We start from the raw sequence: 21,039 nt of genomic DNA on the forward strand, positions 1-21,039 counted from the left end.
CCCTTCTCATCTAAGCGTGGTTGATTCGTTTCGCGCGGTAGAGGCGGTGGCCGCCGGCGGCGAGTAGGTAGCGGAGTCTGTAGTTAGTGAAGTTGCGGAAGCCTCGGGCGATCCGTCTGGTGGTCTCGATAACGCCATTGACGCCCTCCGTTGGACATTGCAAGCATCATTAGTGTCGAAGTAGGTTAAGCTCGCGGCCTTCCAGTGCCGCAGGGTCCGGCCGAAGCGGGCGATCTCGGAGATCGGGCAGGTCGGCAATGCCGTGAGGATTCCGGCGATTAGGGCCCTGCCCGTCTCGGGCTTGGCGTGATAGATCCAGCGCACCTGCGGGTAGCACTGCCGGGCCAGTGTCAGTTCATGGTGGGAGTCCCAAGACTGAGCTTGGCATCGAGTCTTGCAATGTCACATGCCTCCCTCCAGCCCGCTCGTTCCATAATCGCCGGTCGCCGACAAATTATCCACGGCGCCAGCGCTGCCATGACAAAACCCGATGGTGGCATCACGAAGGTCACCCACAACATAACTGACACTATGGTGTGGGCTTGGAGTGTCCGAAAAGAACACGAGGAACCCCATGAAGGTGGCGTGCATACAAGGGGAACGGATAGTAGTCCCGCTCAGGTCGCGCCGCAGATTCCAGCCCGTTTGAGAGGGGTCAAACCCTGCTCACGGAGCAGGTCCTTCAGGCTGTGTGCTCGTTCAGGATGTAGGCCTTGGCTAGCCGATCATGGAACGAGTCGGTCAGCGAGGTGTCCTGCTCGTCGACGGGAATCGTCAGCAGCTCTCGGGCTCCGGAACTGAGCAGCAGACTGTTAGCTACGAACAGCGCGGTGCGCTTGTTGCCGTCCTCGAAGGGCTGCGCCTTGGCCAAGTTCACGAAGAGATCCAGGGCCGCTTCGCGTGTGTCCGCAGGAGCGACCCGCAGTGATTCCTGGAGCAGCTGCTCGAGGCTGGCATCGGTCATGGCGTCGGGCGTGTGGCGTCCGTAGCGGGTCCCGACGCCGACCTGCTGGTCGAACGTCCTGAGCTGACCCGGGTGGAGCGCACCACTACGAGTGATCTTCGCGTTCACCGTGCAGACGAAGTCCACCGTGACGCGCAGCTGTGGCTGTCGCGACTGCTCGATGATGAAGTGGGCGACGTCGCGCAGATCCTTCAGCAGAGCCAAGTCCGGGCGTGAAGTGACTCCCGCAAGGCTTCCGGAGCGGAGAAAGTTCTCCGTGGCCTGACGGCCCGTGATCAGCCCGTCGAACACCTTGCCCGAGGAGTACACGACTCCGGTGAGGTCGGCGACGTTGATCGCGGACACACTGGTGGCTGCATCAGGTCCCGGCTGATGCGCGCCTTCCTCCTGCGCTGTCGCCGCAGGAGCCCTCTTCCTCGTCTTTGACACGGCGCCCTCGTCTCTCGGGTCGTTCTACCTTGTGGGGCGGGCCACCCTGGACTCCGGCTCCTGGGGAGGTAAGTCAATGAATCGTTGGTTCGTCTTGAGACGGTTCTGCAACCGCCCGCGTCATACACTCAGTGTCGTGGCTACATATGAACCCGCTGAACTCGCTCGGGAACTCGGCTATACGGATGAGCAACGGCCCGGCAAGGTCGTTCGGGCTTACCTCCGAAAGAAGTACCCGGACCATCCGAAGTACCAGCGGTGGATACTTGATGAATCCCAGGCTGCCGAAGTTCGTGCCAACGTCCCTCGAAAGGGCTGACTGCTCCGACCAGCGAGGGGGTCAGCTAGCACTTCGTCGGGTCGGCCGGCGCTCTCCATCGGCGGGAGAACACCGGGCAACCCCTGATGGTCGTCGGGGCATCGACCACCATATATTCCTATCCCTACAAGGCTGCCGGGCCCCTTCGATCTCCACCGACATCGTCGGCACTACGGACCTGCCTGACGAGCGGCGGCGGTTCCAACAGAGACAGCTTCATGACCTGGGGCGAGGTCGGACGCCCCAGCTCTCGATCGAGGGTTACTTTGAGCCCAGCCGCCAAGATCTCACGTCGCAGGATACTGAGCACCCGGTCCCTCCCATCCGGGCCGTACCGCTTGCGAGGAGCTTTAGCCGCATCGCGGATTGATTCGGGCCTATCGTCCATGTCTGCACTGCGTGGCGGTGCCTTCTGTGGTTCTGAGAGGATCTTCAGCTCCTTGGCCGCCTCAATAAGTTGGTCGATGGCGTCATCCCCCATCCGGGTGAACGATTCTTGCCAGACTGCGTCCAGCAGCTCCTTCTCCTCGGGAGCTGCCGTCTCGCTCTTTGCCAATTCGCGGAGCATCTTGAGACCGTAGCCATTCATCATCTCGTTTTCCGAGAGCGTGGCCTCCAGCGCCCACTGGGCGCGCGTCCACCACTCGGAATTGGCGACACCGACCCTCTTCTGCTTTCGTCTGGGCCTGGCGCCCTTCGTCGGGGCCATCACCGGCTCCTTCTGGTGCAGGCGGGAGACCAAGCCAAGGGCGACAACGACAACAACCACCAGAAGTACCACGCAGACAACGACGGCTACCCACAGAATCCCGGATTCAGAGCGCGCCCAGGAAAATCTGCCTAGGTCGGGCGTTGGGTTGTTCATGAGTCAATGGCTTCGTCGAGGATCTTGATTATTGCTGTGAGCCGTTCAGGGGCTACGACGGCCAGCGCCTTCACGGCGAAACCACGCACCTCGGAGAGTCTCTTAATCCGCACATGGGGAAGCACCGCTTCCACTTCCGGGGGAAGCGAGGCGTCCTCGTGGAGCAAGTACTCCGGGTCCACACCGAAGACTTCGGCGATGGCGCGGAGGCACTCGTCCGGAATCTCCTGAATCTTACCGTTCTTGAGTAACGTCCATCTGGTGCGGGAGACGTATTGGCCGGCTTCTTTCGTGCCGAACCCAATCGTCTTATAGTTGTGCGGTCGCCCCGACTTGTCTGGGATGACATCCAAGAGCAGATTAATTTTCGGGGCAACTATTCGGGCCCACCGGAGCTTCTCTTCCTCAGTAAGCTTTCGCTTCGTAGCGTGCGGGAGGTTGACGTCGCGCTGGTCCCCGCCATGGCTGTCAGACGATTTCACGACCTACCCCTGAGCTCATCAAGGTTGACTGAATCGAGATGAGCCTCAACGATTGGCCCGAGGTAGGCGACGCCGTTGACGTCGAGGATCGTGAGAAGCTCGACGAGCTTCACGGCTCGCTCCATGTCGAGCTTCACGGTGAATGAGTGGCGCGGGCCCTTTGACGGGCGGCCGCGGCGGGTGTTGAGGAGTGATGCCATAGGGCTGAGTCTGCCCCATTCTAAAATCACAAATTCACGCATCTCGTCTATTCTGACGAGTCATCCTCATAAACCAGGATTTATTCGACCATGCGGATACTTAACATAACTCAGACATATTTGACAAACAGTTCTTAGCCTCCCGGCACGGCAGAGTCACGGGCGTGGGCCGACCGCGTACCAGTGCTTCCTGCACCAGCCGGCATCGACGGTGACGGAGGTGCCGGAATGTACGTGCTCGCCACTGAACGCCCCGGCACCCGCCTCGTCGTATCTCACCCCCTGGGCTTGGTGCTCCGCCACTGCAAGAGAGTGGTCACCTCTCGTATTCAGTCCCTCCATCCCTGCGGTTCATATCGGCAATCTGGCTGGCGACCCTGGCCCCGTCGATCTTCCGCTGCATCTCCAGGCTTCGGACCTTCCACTGCTCATAACTTGGGCCGCTGTAGCGGCCAAGGGCGTCACAGTCGCGACGCTGGTGAGTGGCGAACGATCGACGCTGGAAGTCCTCAAACCTGCCCTCCAACGTGGACCCGTCCTTGAACTTGACGCTCTTGAGGAACTTCACGAGCAAGTGGGGCTGAGCTCCGAGGATCTCCCGGCGCATGCCGTCATAGTTCGGCGGGGCAGGTGGTGGGTTGTCTTGAACCTGCTGCTGGATCTGCTCGCGCAGGGCCAGTAGTTCCCGCTCCCGAGCCCTGCTGACTCGCTCCGCCTCGTCAGCCCGTCGGATTGCCTCTCGGGCCGCAGAGCGCTCATTCGAGACCTCCTGGTGAGCTTCTGTGCGTGCCGCATACGTCAACCGTAGTGACGCAAAAGCCACCATCTCAGAGCTCGGCCCTCAGCGGCTCGAGCAGCACAAGTCAAAGATCACGCCATCGAGCTACCACTCTGTCGAAAGCTCCTGGCGCATTCATGTCAAGCCGAGGTGGGGCAGCTTTGCAGTGGGAGCAATCTCCAGGCGCGATCTACAGACGTGGCTGAACGAGCTCGGCGACAGACGCTCTCACACGACAGTCGCAAGAGCTCGGGACCTCATCGCCGGAATCCTAGACCACGCCGTTGAAGACAACAGAATTACGAAGAATCCGGCACGCGGTTTGGTGATCAAGAAGAAGCCGATCCCAGACGAGGTATTCCTTACGCACGCCCAAGTCGATTCGCTGTCCCAAGAATCGAAGTATCCCGACCTGGTGCTCTTTCTTGCGTACACGGGGCTCCGGTGGGGAGAAGCCACGGCACTGAGAGTCCGAAATGTGGCCTTGTTGAAACGAAGAGTAAATATTCGCGAAGCCGTTGCCGAGGTAGGTGGCAAGCACGTTCTGGGTACCGTCAAGAACCACGAGCGACGCACCATCGCCTACCCGGATTTCCTCGACTCTGCCATCGCGGCCGCCTGCGCGGGCAAAGGACAGGAGGACCGGCTTTGGAGCGCCGACGGCGGTGGTTTCCTTCGATCTGGCAACGATTCGGGCTGGTACGCCGCGGCGGTAAAGCGTGCACAAGCAACCGACGAAACCTTCCGACGAGTGACGCCGCACGACCTGCGGCACACGGCGGCTTCGTTGGCGATCAGCGCTGGGGCCAATGTGAAAGTCGTGCAGCGGATGCTCGGCCACAAGTCGGCCAAGGTCACGCTGGACACTTACGCCGCCCTGTTCCCTGACGATCTTGACAACGTCGTAGGCGCCCTTAACCGGCAACGTCTGGAGCAGTTACGGGACAAGCAAATTTTCGATGATATCGACCTAGAAGGTGATCACTAGGTAGCTCGATCACTAGGAGGCGGGAGCACACCACCAAAGTTCTGACTGATGCAACAAAGAAAGAGAACGACGTACATACAGAAAATCTGGAGCTTGCGCTAGAGACCCGAGCTTCGCGCCGGCATCACTGAAGCTTCATCCCTCAGCACTACAGACATAGTCATCGTGCCGCTCAGACATCAAGGATCGGTGCTTACCCTGACAAAAAGAAGTGCCCCGGTATAGACCGGGGCACTTAAAAATATAGGATGAGCCTATTTTGGACAACCAACAGAGGCTAATTTGCGCCTACGCGAGGTCCCAGCGACCTTAGTGAATAGAATTCACGGCTCAAAACGACCGAAGCTTGCTCGCGTTCTCTGTTATTTGGTGCCTTCAGGTGTAAGAGTGCGACTCTTCACCGTCCTTCCAACCCACGCTAAGCGGACCGGATCAAGGCCAACACTACCTCCAACTAGCGAGGGCGTGCAAGCCCTAACGGCGCTTAAGGGTGGCTTGCCTCCGTGCAGCTTCCTTCTCTCGGCGCGCCTCACGGTTGCTGCGCTTGCGAGGTTCTGGCGGGGCGGGACGCGGAGCTTCATCAACTTTGACGGCCGTGACGCCCTTGCTCTGGCCACTACGCACATGCCCGTCCGGGCTGACGTTCACGTATGCGCCCTTACTAAAGCGCCAATTGGCAGTCAGCGAAGACAGTTGTGACACGTTCGGCGCTGCCTCCACATCCCAGTGAAAACCGGTGGGAAGCGTGAAGCCGGCGATTGTAAGACTGTCATTTCCGTGTCTGGCAGCGGTCTGATTCCACGGGCGGGACTTTTCGTCCTTCAACTGGCTAGGTAGACCGTGCGCTAGCTCGAAAACCTTCCTATTTTCTTCAGAACGCAAATCCAGCCAATCGCGCCGCGGGGAGAACATGTGGAGGGGCAGCACCCGACAGTCACGGTGGGAATCGCAATTGCCCTCCGAGTGCCAGGCGTCATACTCGAGCAGCACCTCGGAAGGTGGGGTGAAACCGTCAAACTGTGCGAAGAACACCTTATGCCTCACGACTCGGGCGAGCGAAATCACATTAGAGGAATGATACTCTCCAGTGGGATTGAGCAAAACCTGAGCTTTTCCAGTTTGAAACACCGCGTCGTAATTGCGATGGAGGATGCGGTAGAGCCGGTCTGCCTCCCATGGCTCAAGTATGGAAAATTTTCGGTTTGGCTCTCCCTTGTTCCGACTGACCCTTGGGACGGTGCGAAAGATCTCAACATTCAGATCTTTGGCTATCGCGAGTTTGCGGATACCTTCTAGCCACTCGCGTTGCTCGGAAGTAATAGAGCCGTCAGCATCTGTGATCTCGGGGGGCGCGACAATGCATATTCCACCCGTCATAGTCACATCCGCCTTACATAACCTTGGGTAAGCGTGCCACTACGGCGAGCTCGATGGACAACCGCGAAAGCTCCTCGCCCGTCATTGCATCAACGTAGCGATGAGCGAGGCTTCGGATGCGCTCGACATCATCCTCCTCGGCCACAGGGACATCGACGCGCTCGATCAAGTTATGCGGCACGTCTAGACTGTTCTCCGCGAAGAATGACCGCAGTATCGCTACAGCGTGGCTCTTCAATCTGGCAGTCCACAGCGGTCGATAGATTTTGGGTAGTGCCGCACTTGGCCCCCCTACTGAAGCCCAACGATCAAGACGCTCGAGGTTATGATCCGAAACTTGTTTCTGAGCCTTGATAAAACTAATTCGAAGGCGCCTCATATCGTCCGAGGACACTGTTGGGATGACGGGCAGACCCTGGGATTGTTCATTCGTGGACTCACGAGCTCGCCCTAGTGCCTCATCCCACACGAAGGTTACTCCAGCGCTGTAATCGAACACCGCCCTCCACAGATCCGCACGAAGGCGACCACGTCCCACTGAATTGGGGGACTCCTGCGTATCTATATTAGCCGACTTAGGTCCCTCATCCTGGGTTAGGCGGATTCGCTCATTCGGACTGGCGCCTTCAGTAACCAACAAAGATGGGAACAGTGTGACGAAGTGCCAAATACTCGGCGAACCATAGTCGGCTTCATCAAAGACCTGCGACGTCAGCTGTAAGAGGCGGTTCTTCAACACAGGGACTGCCATCGAAGTCCAGTCCGATTTTGAGGTTTCTTCTGCCTGACGGAACGCTTCCACTATCAACGGATTGGCCTCGTGGAGGGGACGACGTGGCTCAATTCCAGCGACGAGCGCTGAAACGGCTTCCCGCTGGAGCCACCCGCGCACAGCCGCGCCTTCACCGACGGCTTCCTTTGCGGCGGCGAGTACCTCGTCCTCGTTTTTGTTCAGAAGAGCGGCAACTTGTTGCAGTGAGGCGCGTCCGTAGCGATCTTGGTCCATAGGTGAGAGGCTACCGTGTGACGGCAGTGTCGATCGTACGACGGCCTAAGCCACCCAACAAGCCCAGCAAGCGCGAGGCCTCTCTTCATACTCGCATTCAGGAATTCTTCATTCGAAGGCACGCATCAGTGGTGCATCAAATTCGAAGGACAGCATTCAAGCGACCGAATTTGGAGGAGCTTGTACGACCCGCCGCCCGCGGGCTGCATCGCCCGGGACCCGCGTCTCGCGCGATCAGCGCTGGGGCTAAGGTGAGGATCGTGCAGCGGATGCCATGCCACCGAGTCGGCCGAGGTCACATTGGACACCTACGCCGCCCTGTTTCCCGATGACCTAGACAGCGTGGTGGGTGCCTTCAGCCGCCAATGGCTTGAGCATCTCCACCCTGAGCCGACTGGTGGGGCACGGGGTCAAAGTATGTCGCTGAGCCGACCGTCCGTGGTGCATTTTGGTGCAGGAGTCCCTGTGAGTACCTGTTCCTCGCTGTGAAAAGGCCGGTCAAAAAGGTTGATACTTCGGGCTCTTCTAGGTCGTTCCCAACCTATGGTCGATCACTGTAGTGGGTTCAAATCCCACCGTCACCGCCACCGGAAAGGCCCCGCAGCCCTGTAAGTACAGGGATGCGGGGCCTTCTGCTTCGGCGGGGAACCGGAGCGCGGGTGCCGCACAGCAGCCCCGACTTCCCGGTGCTGTCGATGATCACCCGGCAGCGATGCTCTCCCGGCCGTTCCCCGGGAAGCCTGAGCTCCCGGCCCAGAACAACTAGCGGGTTGTCAGGCGGGTACCTTCGGCCTGATTGCCTGTCTCCCAGTCCTGTCCGAACGAGGACGATCCCGGATCCGCGAAAAATTCGGCCAGTGCCTCTTCGACGGCCACGACTTCGTGAACCAGTCGCAGGGGCATGAAACCCTTCGGACCGCCCATCGGTATCTCCACCGAGTGATCCGCCACCGGCCCGGTACGCACCAGGACCGCCCAGGATCCTTCGTCGGCGGCGTCGGTGGTGCGATGGCAAATAAAGCCCGGGTGTACCGCACCGGCCACCTCGAACCGCGCGTCCCGCCGCTCGACGGACAGACGCCCACCCTTCGTGCCGTTCAGGGCATGCAGGGCAGCACCAGCCGCTTTCCGCGCCTCCGCGACGGTGCTCATGCCTCGACCGTCCACTGTCCAGGCAGCAATCGCGGGCGCCGGCTTCCCGTTCTTCGCAGCGATCCGCCAGGCAACGCCCAGATGCGTCCCGGCGACGAAGCCTCCTATCCAGGCGATGCCCGCGGCCCCAGCCGCGTCGGCGCGGGCGAGAAGCACCAGACCGACCGCCAGAGCGCCGAGCAGGCACAGCAACGCCAGCCAGGCGTGACGCACCCCGAACCTGAACAGACAGAGGCCCAGCAAGACGCCCGCAGCGAGAGCTGCGAACGCGGGCCAGGACGCCTCGAGTTGCCCGAAGACGATCAGCGCGACAGTACCGCAGGCAATGGCGGCGCCGAGGACAAGGTATCCCAACCCCGATTCACGTTTACGCGCTGGTCGTTTCATATTCCTGTCCATCGTCCCTGACTTACCGTGCCGACACCTTCTCACCGCGTCTCCGCCCCTGGTCGTATCGGACCAGGACGATGTGTCGGTCGCGTAGATCTTCATGACGTCGCCGTTCGGCCATCATTCGAGGGCTGGGGACCGCTGGCTCCGGACTCCAGGCATCGACAGGACCATCGATGCGAACGGGATAGCAATCGGTGCCGGCGTATACGGGCCGTCGCCTAGAAGAAACGAAGGTCCTGGGCTTGAGCGCCGCTCTCCCAGGCCCAGCCGGTCAGGTCCTTGGCTCCCTGGGTCTCGAAGAATCCGTTGAGGGCCTGCTCCGCCACTTCGGTGGGAACTTTCACTCCCTGCGGCACCCTGCCCGTCAGACCATGTGTATCCAGGCGGATCGATACTTCGTCGTTCTGGTGGGGAATATGAGTGAGCACTGACAACGTCTCAAGGTCTCGACCGTCCGAAGCGATGTGTACGACAAATCCTTCCGCCGCGGCGCCCCAGGCCTCGAAGCGACGGTGACCGAGAACGACGACGAACCGACCGTCCTCGAGACTCTCCCAGCGCCCCAGTCGGGACAGCGCCCGCTGTTTGGCTTCCGCGACACTGTCGATCGCTTCTCCGGCCACGACCCACGTGGACGGTGAAGCCTGGTGACGACGGTTGTATCCGAAGAAGGCGAGTTCCTTCCCGATGACGTATCCGATGGCGGACACCGGAACGGACAGGAGGGCAAACCCCCGCCAGGGGGCGGGCGCGAGGAGCAACAGAGCCAGTCCAGCAAGAATTACACCGTAGATGAGCCAGGCCGGCCCGCGGATGCCCGTACGAACACCTACAGCACCACTGATCAGTAGCCCCGCTCCCACTACTACGATCGCCGGCACGAGCGCCTCGCGCGGCACATAGCCGACCAGCAGAAACAACAACAGGACCAGAAGTATCGCGGGAATCAGCAGGCGGAGCCGGAATTCACGTGACTCACCTGAACCACGCAATCGAGCAGATTTACGGTTGTCCATCAATTTCTCCGCGTCTCAGTTTCCAGCAACGAAAAACTTGGCAACATCCAGTCCCGATCCCGTCGTCGTTCCATAGAGCGAGGAACGTACCAACGCCATCGAGTTCGGGCCGCCACTCGCGAGCCCCGACAACGTACTGACGTTCGTTCGTGCCGCTTGCTGGAGTGTACTGGATGAGCTGGGTCCGCCAGGTAGGTGGGTGAGCGCACCACCGGTGACCCCCGACCACCCTACGTCGGCCCATGTGACTGCTTCCCCGGAGATGAACTTGTCAGTCACGGTACCCGCGATCGCACCACCACTTCCAAGCGCAGTGGTTGCTGCCGCAGCCTGAAGTGTAGGCCTGGCGCCTGCGGCAGTGAGCGTATATGCGCCATGACCGCCTGCACGAGCCAGGGTCCCGCCAGCAGGTCCCGCCAGCCCGCCCACAGCGCCGCTCAAAGTACCGCCGGCTACGGATCCAGCGAAGGACCGCCAGTTATCGACTCTGCCCCCGTTCTTGATCAGATGAGTCGCAGCGCCACCAACAGCACCCGCTACCCCATTGACACCCGCATTCACGGCGACGTAGCTGCCGAGTCTCGAAACTGATGACGCCGTAGCAGCGGCGGCCCGCCCGGCAGTCAGCGCCCCACCTCCGAGCAGCCCGACAGCCCCCATCGCAGCAGATTGCGCCCAATTGACATCGCCGGTGGTGGCCTTCTGGATGACGACATCGGCGCCGAAGCTCATCAATCCCATACCTGCGATCTGCCCGCCCGGGACGAACATCAATGCTGCGCCAGCCACGACGGCCAAGCCGCCGACGAGATACGCATTATCGTCCGCCCACTTCTCGACCGCGGCGACGGCTCCGCCTGCAGAGCCGTCGTAGGCCTTGAGGTCCTCGTCGGTGAGGGGCCGTAGCCCCGTGGGGTCGGTGACGTTCAGCGGGTTGTTGCCGGCATAGGCGTAGGGGTTGCCGTCCCAGCCCGCTCCGAGGACGGGTGCGAGCGGGTCAGTGGACAGGAAACCCCTCGCCCTCGGATCGTACGCGCGTGCTCCGAGCCACTCCAGGCCCGCAATGTCCACCCCGCCGTGACGGGTCAGGCTGACACCCACCGGCAGTCCACCGACCATCCCGGTCGAGGTGCTTCCGGGTGCGGGGTCGGGGATCGCGGGGGCACCCAGAACCGCCCACGGGTCGGCCTCATCGGTGGGGCGGGCGGCCCGCCAGCCCGACGCCGTCCATGCCTCCCCGATTCCCGTCACACCGCCGGGCAGGGACAACACCTGTCCACCAGCGACACCTGCGAGGCCGCTGGTGGGAGTAAGGCCAGTGCCGCCGGAGGTCGTCGGGGTGATACCCGTGAGGGTGGGTATGGGGTTGGCGGTGTCCCACCACAGCCGGGCGCCGTCGATGCCGGCGAGCTCGCCGAGGGCGTCGACCCACAGCTCGTGCCGGGACGTGACCTCGCCGTCGGGGGTGCGGTCGCACGTGCTCTTCAGGTAACCGGTGGGGCCCCATGCGTATTCGGTCCAGGACCCCTCTGGGCGGATGAGCCGGGTGCGCCGGCCGAGTCCGTCGTGGACGAATTCCGTCCGTGACCCGTCGGCGCCGGTGATGGCCAGGAGTTGTCCTGCGGCGTCGTAGTCGAATACCCGCGACCCTGCCGGGGTGGCCTCGCGGACCAGTCGTCCACCGGCGTCGTACTCCCACTCCGACGTCGACTCCGCCTGCGGTGCCGGTGCTTCCGAGCCACCGATCGCGGAGGTGGTGGCGGTGATGAGCTGCCCGGCTTTGTCGTACCCGTACCGTGTGACCGCCCCGGCGCGGGTCAGCGCGGTGATGCGGCCGTCGTCGTCCCGACCGATGAGCGTCACGTCCGTGCCGTCTGTGCGGGCGGAGGAGGTTGTGCGGCTGTGCTCCGACAGGTTCCCGCCCCGGTAGGCCCATTCCTGGGCGAGGTTCCCGGCGGTGACACCGGTGAGGCGCCCGGACGCATCGTGGGTGAACAGCGCGTCCCCGAGCAGCGGGTTGGTGACGGTGGTGATGCGTCCGGCACCGTCGCGGGTGTAGGTGGTGGTCGTACCCCGGGTGTCGGTGAAGGAGATCCGGTTCCCGTCGGCGTCGTACGCCCACGACAAACCCTGCCCGCCGCGGGTACGGGAGGTGAGCTGCCCGCGCCGGTCGACGGCGAGTTCGTGCTCCACGACCAGCCCGTCGGCGTCCCCGCCCGCGCCCACGTTGCCGGTGTGGTCGGTGATGACCACCCGCCGGTTCATGACATCGCGCTCGATCGAAGCCACCAGTCGTCCGTCGACACTGGTGGTGGCCTCCTGGCCGGCGGCGTCGTACGTCCAGGTGGTGGTGTGACCGTCGGGGTCGGTCTGGGACAGTTGCCTGCCGGCCGGGTCGTAGGTCGCGGTGGTGACCCGACCCAGCGGATCGGTGACGGAATCGACCTGATCGGTCTGGGTGTGGGTGCGGGTGGTCACCCCGCCGAGGGGATCGGTGATCCGGATCAGGCGACCGCGGGTGTCGTACTCGAAGCGTGTCTTTCCGCCGACCCCGTTGGTGGTCGAGACGAGTTCTCCGGCGGTGTTGTAGGCGAAGCGGCGGGTCCCGTACCAGGTGTCCTGGGAGTAGGTGAGCCGCCCGCACGCGTCGTACCCGTACCGGGCTGTGCCACTGCCCGGGGTGCGGCGCAGGACGAGCCGCCCACACGGATCGTAGGTGAAGGTCTCGACCTCACCCGTGGGCAGGGTCCGGGAGGCCACGCGCTGGTCGGCGTCGTAGGTGAGTTCGGTGACCGCCCCGGTCGGGTCGGTGGTCCGCCATGGGCGACCGCAGACGTCGCACTCGTACCGGGTGATTGCTCCGGTAGGACTGGTGATGGAGGTGATCTTTCCCGCGACGTCCCGGCCCAGGACCGTCAGCCCGCCCTCGCCGTCGAGGAGTTCGACCGGATTCCCGGCTGCGTCATAGGTGGTGAGCTCCGCCGTGCCGTCCGCGCCCTGGACTTTCGTGGGGCGCCCGTACTGATCGAAGCTGTAGGTCGTGGTCGCGAACGCGTCGGCGAGGGTCGCCGTCCCGGCGGTCCGGTCCGTGGTGGTGTCGGTGCGGACCCCGGTCGGGTCCACGACGGCGGTCAGGGCGCCGACCCGGTCGTATTCGCGGACCCAGTCGTGTCCGGCCGGGTCGGTGATCCCGACCAGCCGGGACAGGGTGTCGTGGGTGAAACCCCAGCGGGCGCCGTCGGACAGGACCGCCCCGGTGACGTTCCCGAGCTCGTCGACCACCCGAGAGATGGTCCGGCCGAGGGGGTCGGTGGTGCGGACCAGGTCCCCCGTCGGCCCGTACTCCAGGCTCGTCCGTCCCCCGTCGGGGGCGATCGACGCCGTGAGGCGCCCCGGCGGGTCGTGCTCGAACGCCCACACCGCCCCGTCCGGGTCGACCTGGCGGACCAGCAGACCCTTGCTGTCGTACACGAACCGGGTCTGCGCCCCCGACGGGCTGATCGCCGTCACAGGGCGGCCCGCCTGATCCCGGACGATCCGGGCGACATCGCCGACGGCGTTGCGGGTGGCGATCAGGTCCCCGAACCCGTCGTACTCGAACCCGACACTCACCCCGACCGGGTCCGTCACCCGACGAAGCTGCCCGTCCTTCCAGTGGAGTTCGGTCCGCCCGCCCAGGGCGTCGTCCACCACGCAGGGATCCCGGGTAATGCCGCCGGCACCCTCGTCGGCGTACTCGTACGTGATGACGGACCCGGTCGCAGTGACCAGGGTGATCAGGCGGTCGTGCTCGTCCCACCCGTAGGTCAGATCCGCGCCCTCCGGGGTCACCGTCCGGGTCCTTCGGCCCCGGTCATCGTAGCCGTGGACCGTAACGGAGCCGTCGCGCTCGGTCAACGACACCAGGTTCCCGTGCACGTCGTAGGCCATGGACTGGCGCCGGTCCTCCGAATCCAGGACACCCACCAGGCGTCCCTTGGCATCCGCGACCCACGAGTTCGACCGGGACCCGTCCTCGTCCGAGACGACCGTGACCCGGCCCGGCAGATACGCGAACCGGACCCGCCGCCCGTGCTGGGTGAGTTGCAGGACCACCCTGCCTTGCTCGTCATAGGAGTTCTCCGCCTCCACAACCCCCGCGGCGGACACCACCGCGTCGATCAGACCGGCCTCGTTCCACCGGTACGTGCGCGTCCCGGTTTCGGTGCTGACAGTCACCAGCCGGCCGGCGTCGTCGTACCCGTACTCCACCCGACGCCCATCCGAAGCCCGCACGACGGCGGCCCGCCCGTCCACGTACTCGACGTCCAGGAACCGCCCCCGCACATGCGCCAACCGGCTGATCAGCCCCGCACCATCGGAAGCACCATCGGCGGGCGTACTTGCATCGGAGAAGCCGGCATCAGAGTCGGCTGCGTCGACCGGCGCCTCCCTGTGAACGGAGACCGTGCGGCCGGGACCGGACCCGGCACCCAGCCACACGCCGGAAACGCTGAACACCCACCAGGCACCCCGGTTGTCCCGGACCACCAGGACCTCGGAGGAACCCTCCGGCACCGAGTCCAGTTCCCCGAGGTGCGCAGCGGTGGCGGGTTCCCGGGTGAGCCAGTAGTTCTCGCCCACGGCCCGACCCCAGGCGTCCCCGGTGCGGGGGAAGTCGACGGCCCGGCCGTCGGCCACGACCCAGCGGGCACCCTCGTCCGAAAGGCTCAGGTGCTGGTCCAGGACCGAGGCCCAGCCCGGACCGAACACCCCCGCCGTCTCCAGGCCCGAAGCGAGCGAGTTGTACATGCGCGAGAGCACCAGGCTCGAGGCGGCCCCCGTGAACCCCAGGTCGGTCTCCGGTTCGATGAAGTTCCCGGTGGCGGTGTTCACCGGATCGTTCGCGTACCCGCTGGTCGGCATCGCGCCCGCCGCCGCGGGCGGGTCGATCGTCAGGGCGGACCGGGACGCGCTCACCCCGGCCGCCGCCAACGCCTCGTTCAGCGCCGCGTCCGAGACGGTCGAGACGTTCCCCTCGCCCCCGGCGGCCGCGAACGCATCGGCGATCGTGACCGCCCACGCCGCGTCGTTCTCGTTGGCGGTCAGGAACGCCCGGTACGCGGCCAGGACTCCCGAGGCCTCCAGGGACCCCCACGAGCAACTGGACGCGAAATCGGAGAGGTGCCCTTCCAGGGAACCCGGCGCCGACGCCAACCCGTCATCCAACCCGCGGGAGTTGGTGGCGAAGGTGCGCAGGTGCTCCGGGCGCGCCGACGACGTCCCGCCCCCACCGCCCCCGGACCCGCTACCGGGCCCCGGGGTCTCACGGGATCCCGTGGACGCCGACGCAGGGGCGAACGACGGCGCCTTCCCCGGGTCCGCGTTCGGCCGTTCCTCCTCACCGACAAGCCAGTCCCAGCCCTTCTCGAGCGCGTTGCGGTCGTTGTGCTCGCGCACCCACTCGTTGTTCTCCCGGCGCCGGGCGTCCTCCTCGTGCGCGGCGTCGATCATCTGCCCCACATAGCCGGCCACGGTCCGCAGGGCCGATGCCAACGCGCTTGCGTCACTGGCCGCGGTAGAGCCATTGGTCTGGAAGACCTCGGAGAAATGTCCCTTGAAATCCTCTTTCGCCGCCGTGACATAGGAGGTCCGGGTCCCGGACTGGTTCTCGAGCCGGGTCGCGGCCGACTCGAAAGCCCGCCGCACCGACCCGGCCACCCCGTGACTGAACCGGCCACCATTGGACGCATCCGACTCCGGCAACAACGGCATCTCAACGAATTCGGTCACAACGAACGCCCCCCCAAGGAACAAGAACAACAGCAAGAAGAAACCATCGACCATGCCGGCAGACACCCGCACGGGAAAAGCACGAAGAATAGAGACCTACAAAGAAAGGGACCCACACCGGACAAGGCCGGCGCGGAGGACGCCCCGCACACGGCAGGACAACCCAAAAAAACCCGGTCCGGGAGAACCCAGCGCCGGGGAGACCACTTTCCGTGACGGACGGGCTGACCGCACCACGCAGACGCGTGGAGCGGTCAGCCCGACCTCACAGCCGCGACGACGTGCTCAGGCTCCGCCGCCCGCGGAGAAGATGTCCTGGGAGATCTTCTGCAGCTGCGTCCGCAGCTCCTCGAGCTCCTGCTTGGCCTTGTCCAGGGCGGCCTTCGTCTCCGGCCACGTCGACCCACGGAACTGCTGAGCCAGCGGCCCGTCCCAGATATTCGGATCGGACAGGATCTTTCCCTGCGAATCCAATGCCGAGATCTGATCGGTGAAACCACCATTGATGATCGACTGCACCTGACCGATAGCAGCCTTCGCCTGCTCGGTCGACAACACACGCGACATGAAAAATATCCTCCCCAAGAGACAACCGCTTCAATGCCGGACGAACAACCACCGGCGAGCGGACGCACGCGACGCTACCAACACCGGTCCATAAAAGCCACCACAGCCACAAACACCATTCCGGGACACCAGGAAAAGCCCTTCGAGAGCGCCGAACAATGAATATGTTCGCGCGTGAGTATGATGCTCGAGGCACCGAACGGAATTGGGGACGATCATGGCCACACGGTCTCGCACGCACCAGCACAACTCGAGACGCCGTGGCGCGCCGGGACGGGGGCTGGGCGCCGTCGTCATCGCCGCAGGACTGATCGCCACGACATCCTGTACGCCGACTCCCGAGCCGGAGCCGGTGTCCGATCCCGTCAAGCTCCTGCAGCACGTCCGGGTGGGCCTCTCCCCCGCCGCCGGCATCGAGACGATCGAAGGAACCACCATCTCGGTGAGCGCCACCGGTGCGTCCTCCACGGAGAACACGGAGTACAGCACGGCCGACACGGTGGGCGAACTGCCGGTGCGGGTGAGCCTGCAGTACCGGGCCGGGGGGAAGTCCGGTTCCGACCTCGCCGAGCTGCAGGGCCATACCGGTCCGGTGGAGATCGACCTGACGCTCGAGAATCTCACCGTCGAGCCACGGACCATCGAGTACGACGCCGCGGGCCAGACCCGCTCCGCCACCGCCCTCGTGGGCGCCCCCCTGACGATCGCCGCGTCGACGAAGCTCGAGGGCGTCCGGACCGACGACGTCACCCCGGGCTCCGCCGATGGCACGGCCGGCACCAATGGCGTGCTGAGCAGCACCGAGGACGGCGCCGCCGTCGTGCAGTGGGCGACGGTGCTGGCGCCGCCCCGCTCCGGAGCGAGCACCACGCTGCGCCTCGTGGCCGACGTCGAGGACTTCCAGGTTCCCGCTTTCGATCTGGCGGTGCAGCCGGGCCTCAACACCGACCTCAGCGCGGACGGCGTGATCACCGACGCGTTCTCCTCGGGGACCGGTTCCGAACTCGACCTGCAACGCCGCACCATCGCCCTCGTCGCAGATGTCAACATCGTGCTGACTAAGGCAGGGGCCACCATCACGGACGTCCGGCAGAACCTGGAGACGACCTCCGAGACCCTGGGGGTCGAGACCGCCGGTGAGCTGCGCGACAACTCCCAGGCCCTGGCCCGGACCATGCAGGACCTGAAGGACCAGCTGCAGTCGCTCGGCTCGGATCTGGAAGCCGCGACGAGCACGACGCAGTCCACCACCCTGTCGCAGTTGCAGCAGACCGTGTCCGCGGTGGACTCGATGCTGGGAGACACCTCGGCTGCACCCACGACGGTCCCTGTCAACGGCGACGGCTGCACCGCCGAGGTGCCCAGGCCCGGGCAGACGGCCACCGTGTACTCGAGCATCCTGACCATGGCGGCCCAGCTCGATGCCTACGCGAAGGTCAGTGCTGACTGCCGGGACATGGTGGCGGACTCCCTCAGGACCACCGTGGGCCCCGAGAACCCGACACCGGAGGAGTGCGCCGCACAGAGCTCGGTGACCTGCTCCCTCCGCGGCTCCGCCGTCACCGTCACCGCCGCGCTGGTGGGACTGGTCGCGAAGAGCGACGCTCTCGTCGCGAGCCTGGACTTGACGTCGCTTCCGCGAGCGCTCAAGAATCAGGAGGCATCAGAAGGCTCGCTGGCGGAGGTGAGCGAGGTCCTCGAGGCGCTGCTCGAGACCACCGCGGCCGACGACGACTACACGGCGGCCCTCGCTACCGTGGAGGACGCGATCGAGTCCGCGCGCGACTCCGTCACCGCGACCCGCGACGCATCCGCAGCAGCCCGCGACAGCATCGACGAGCTACGGGACAGGCTGGAGGTCATCGGCGGGACGGCGACGGCTGCCAAAAGCGAGTTGGCCGACGGCTCGCTGCTGGACGGGTCGATGATGCAGCAGAGCCAGCGGCTCGCCGACGAGCTGTGCCGACTGGCCGACGGCAAGTTCCCGCGCAATGGCCGGCTGTCCACCCGGGACGCGGAGCAGCTGCGCTCCTACCTGACGTCCACGCCGTGCGAGCCGACCGAGCAGACCGAGCCGACCCCTTCACCCGAGCCGACCGAGCCCACCCCTTCACCCGAGCCCCCTGCGCCCACGCCCACCGGATCCGCGCCGGGCACCCCAACACCCGAGCCCACGGACTCCACGCCCAGCAACCCCACACCTGCGCCCACGGACTCCGCGCCGACCGTGCCCGCACCCCCGGTGCCCACCCCGGACGGGTCCGCAACGGACGACCCCGCGCCCGGCGTGTCCGCGACGGACGGAGCCTTGGCGGGCGCCACGATGGACAGGGTCATGCAGGTCGAGCTGCTACCTCCGCTGGACGGGATCCCGCCGCTCGGCTTCGACGACCCGCTGGATGTCCGGCTACGCGACCAGGCCACCGCCTGGGACTCCGTCCTCGCCGCCGTCGACACCACCGACCCCGACCAGGAGATCGCCCAGGCGTTCGACGCCCTGGACACCACGATCGACGACACCGAGGCCGGGCTGGACGCGGTCGAGGACGCCGTGGAGGCGCTCGACGAGACCGCCACCGCGGATGTCACGAGCATCGAACGCGAACTCGAGGACCTGAAGGACTTGCTGGGCACAGCGATCGTGTCCTCCGAAGGGATCGGGGCAACCCTCACGGAGCTGAAGGCACAGCAGGACGGGCTCGGAGCCGAGATCACGAAGTCCCTCGGCAAAGTATCGGCCGACACGAAAGCCGAGATCGACAAGACTGTGGGTAACCAGGTGCGCGAGGTCGCCGAGATCGGAGACGCGGGCTCCGCGTCCGTGATCACGGCGTTCGACCGCTCCATCTCCGGCCTGAAGGTCACCTCGGACGAGGTCGTGACCGACGCCGGGGGGACCGTGGACAAGCAGCGGATCGACCTGAACCAGCGGGGTGCCGCCCTGGCCGCGAGCCTGGACGAGAGCACGCAGGCCTCGCTCGCGAACATCGCCTCCAGCACGTCCGGCTCCACCCGCGATGTCGAGGGTGCCGGTGCCCTGCTGGCCTCGAGCCTCAACAACGTGATGCTCGATCTCGGCGACCGCTCCGTGAACGGCTCCGGCCTCCTCGGCTCCATGGCCACGAGCGCCGCCAAGGCGGACACCGCCGATTTCCAGCTGGCCCTCGCCTCCCAGAACGCCGAGGGGTACACGAACATCCGTTCCCGGGACGTCGCCGGGCTGCTGCTGCGCCAGGCACAGTTCAAGGCCTCCCTCGCCGCCGTCGAGGAACTGCCGCCCTTCCATCTCAAGGTGCCGGAGGGCGCGACCTCGCAGACCCTCTACACGCTGACGATCGACGCCGGCGCATGAGCCCGCGCACCGGGCTCATGACGCTGGTCGTCGCCGGGGCGGCCGTCCTCGTCGCAGCCGTGATCGCCGTGACCGTGATGCTGAACCGCCCCGCGGAGGCCATCCGGCCCGATCCGGTGGCCGCGACGGTCCCCGTCGCCCTGGACGCCGACGGTCTGCCCGAGGACGTGTCGATCGGCGTCGTCGTGACGTTGGGCCAGTCCGGCGAGCCCGGCTCCGAGTACAACCGGGCGGCCCAGGGCGCGGTCGTCGCCGGCCAGCGCTTCGCCCAGGGAGGCGCCGCGGTCGCCCTCCCCACCGAGAACGACCGCGGCACGGAGGACGGCGCACGCGCCGCTGTCCAGGCGCTCGCGGAGCAGGGCGTGTCCGGCATCGTCGTGGCGAGCTCGGGCCCGCAGGCCCAGGCGGCGGCCCGTACCGCCGCGGACCTCGGCCTCCCGGCCATCCTGCCGTACGCGCAACCGTCGGAGCCCGCGCCGTCCGTCTGGACCACGATGCCGTCCGGCAGCTCCGTGGAGGTGGCCCTCCGGACCGCGGTGAACGGCAGGAGCAGCGTGCTGCTCGTCGTCGACGGCGGTCCCACCCCGACGTCGGTGCCGACCGCGCAGACCCTCGACCTCCGGGATTTCGACGACGTGACGGGCCTGGCGCAGGAGGCCGCGATCCTCACCGGCGACCAGCAGCGCGCACCGGACGCCCCCGCGGGCACCGGGTCCGCAGGCGTCGCCGGTCCCGCGGACGCCGTGGTCGTCTCGGCCGCCACACCGCAGCGGCTGGCCCGCCTGGTCCAGGCCCTGCAGTCCCGTGACGTCTCCGTACCCCTGATCCTCCCGGACGGCGCGACAGCCCCGGCCTTCGCCTCCGCGCTCTCCGAGCTCGACGGGACCGCTTCCGGGCAGCTGGTCGGCATCGCATCGTCCGCCGGCGACAGCGCCGCCCTGCAGCAGGATGCCCAGGGGCGCGGGATGTCCGCCTTCCTGTCCGCCGTGCGCCTCGCGGCGGGAGACGCGGACATCAAGAACCTGACGGGTGACGCCCCGTTCTCCGCCGATGCGTGGGCGGCGGACCCGGCCAGCCACGACGCCGTCGTCGCCCTGGTACGGGCGACCGCCCTGGCCGGCAGCGCCGACCCGGCGGAGATCGGCGAAGCCCTCCGCGCCGTCTCGCTGGGCCCCGGCGAGGGCCTTGCCGGGCCGCCGCTGGACTTCTCGCGCCCCGAGGCGCTCACCGCCAAGGCCCTGCCGGTCTATGCGTCCCCCCAGGATCTGGGCCTGCGGCCGGCGGACGAGAACGCGCCGCGCCTCGTCTGGGTGCCGGCACCGGCCCCCACGCCGACGAGCCCCTGACCGATCTCCCCCGGTCCGCCCTCAGCGGACGGG

General features: G+C 65.6%; 15 protein-coding genes and 1 pseudogene. 4 read left to right on the forward strand and 12 right to left on the reverse strand.

Annotated features, from left to right (window positions below):
* Positions 1-10 precede the first annotated feature (10 nt).
* From AC4D2F_RS14635 to AC4D2F_RS14660, 6 genes are all read right to left on the reverse strand, one after another.
* Positions 11-163, reverse strand: a complete 153-nt coding sequence (locus AC4D2F_RS14635) for a transposase (protein ID WP_490911188.1) — start codon at positions 161-163, stop codon at positions 11-13.
* 519 nt (positions 164-682) lie between these two features.
* Positions 683-1,393 carry a Fic family protein gene (locus AC4D2F_RS14640; RefSeq protein WP_490911189.1) on the reverse strand — a complete coding sequence of 237 codons (711 nt, stop codon included), beginning with the start codon at positions 1,391-1,393 and terminating at the stop codon, positions 683-685.
* Positions 1,394-1,836: 443 nt separating this feature from the next.
* Positions 1,837-2,577, reverse strand: a complete 741-nt coding sequence (locus tag AC4D2F_RS14645; protein ID WP_490911190.1) for a hypothetical protein — start codon at positions 2,575-2,577, stop codon at positions 1,837-1,839.
* Complete coding sequence (locus AC4D2F_RS14650; protein WP_490911191.1) at positions 2,574-3,059, reverse strand: hypothetical protein; 486 nt, start codon at positions 3,057-3,059, stop codon at positions 2,574-2,576. The genes AC4D2F_RS14645 and AC4D2F_RS14650 overlap by 4 nt, the downstream gene beginning before the upstream one ends.
* Entirely contained in the window at positions 3,056-3,259 is a 204-nt protein-coding gene (locus tag AC4D2F_RS14655) for a hypothetical protein (RefSeq protein WP_490911192.1), read from the reverse strand. The genes AC4D2F_RS14650 and AC4D2F_RS14655 overlap by 4 nt, the downstream gene beginning before the upstream one ends.
* Positions 3,260-3,575: 316 nt before the next feature.
* A complete protein-coding gene (locus AC4D2F_RS14660) occupies positions 3,576-3,866 on the reverse strand; it encodes a hypothetical protein (RefSeq protein WP_490911193.1) in 291 nt (96 codons plus the stop codon).
* Between the two features lie 175 nt (positions 3,867-4,041).
* Here AC4D2F_RS14660 and AC4D2F_RS14665 point away from each other — a divergent pair.
* Together AC4D2F_RS14665 and AC4D2F_RS14670 are read left to right on the forward strand one after the other, a co-directional pair.
* Positions 4,042-4,347: pseudogene (locus tag AC4D2F_RS14665) on the forward strand (phage integrase central domain-containing protein); the annotation flags it as partial.
* 15 nt (positions 4,348-4,362) lie between these two features.
* On the forward strand, positions 4,363-5,025 hold the full coding sequence (locus AC4D2F_RS14670) for a site-specific integrase (RefSeq protein WP_490911612.1): 663 nt from the start codon (positions 4,363-4,365) through the stop codon (positions 5,023-5,025).
* Between the two features lie 474 nt (positions 5,026-5,499).
* Here AC4D2F_RS14670 and AC4D2F_RS14675 read toward each other — a convergent pair whose 3' ends face one another.
* From AC4D2F_RS14675 to AC4D2F_RS14700, 6 genes are all read right to left on the reverse strand, one after another.
* A complete protein-coding gene (locus AC4D2F_RS14675) occupies positions 5,500-6,408 on the reverse strand; it encodes a hypothetical protein (RefSeq protein ID WP_490911195.1) in 909 nt (302 codons plus the stop codon).
* A gap of 7 nt (positions 6,409-6,415) precedes the next feature.
* Positions 6,416-7,408 (reverse strand): hypothetical protein, encoded by a 993-nt coding sequence (locus AC4D2F_RS14680; RefSeq protein WP_490911196.1) that lies wholly within the window; start codon positions 7,406-7,408, stop codon positions 6,416-6,418.
* Positions 7,409-8,170: 762 nt separating this feature from the next.
* The gene (locus tag AC4D2F_RS14685) at positions 8,171-8,947 is read right to left on the reverse strand and encodes a hypothetical protein (RefSeq protein WP_490911197.1); all 777 of its coding nucleotides are present in this window, start codon (positions 8,945-8,947) and stop codon (positions 8,171-8,173) included.
* Between the two features lie 224 nt (positions 8,948-9,171).
* Positions 9,172-9,969, reverse strand: a complete 798-nt coding sequence (locus AC4D2F_RS14690) for a hypothetical protein (protein WP_490911198.1) — start codon at positions 9,967-9,969, stop codon at positions 9,172-9,174.
* Between the two features lie 15 nt (positions 9,970-9,984).
* The gene (locus AC4D2F_RS14695; RefSeq protein WP_490911199.1) at positions 9,985-15,741 is read right to left on the reverse strand and encodes a DUF6531 domain-containing protein; all 5,757 of its coding nucleotides are present in this window, start codon (positions 15,739-15,741) and stop codon (positions 9,985-9,987) included.
* A gap of 285 nt (positions 15,742-16,026) precedes the next feature.
* Entirely contained in the window at positions 16,027-16,308 is a 282-nt protein-coding gene (locus AC4D2F_RS14700; RefSeq protein WP_104167018.1) for a pyrophosphorylase, read from the reverse strand.
* 217 nt (positions 16,309-16,525) lie between these two features.
* Here AC4D2F_RS14700 and AC4D2F_RS14705 point away from each other — a divergent pair, with 217 nt between their 5' ends.
* Positions 16,526-19,660, forward strand: a complete 3,135-nt coding sequence (locus tag AC4D2F_RS14705) for a hypothetical protein (RefSeq protein WP_490911201.1) — start codon at positions 16,526-16,528, stop codon at positions 19,658-19,660.
* Positions 19,657-21,006 (forward strand): hypothetical protein, encoded by a 1,350-nt coding sequence (locus AC4D2F_RS14710; protein ID WP_490911202.1) that lies wholly within the window; start codon positions 19,657-19,659, stop codon positions 21,004-21,006. Before AC4D2F_RS14705 ends, AC4D2F_RS14710 begins: the two co-directional genes overlap by 4 nt.
* Positions 21,007-21,039 lie beyond the last annotated feature (33 nt).

The sequence above is a fragment of the Arthrobacter sp. TJ-263 genome (genome assembly GCF_058269155.1).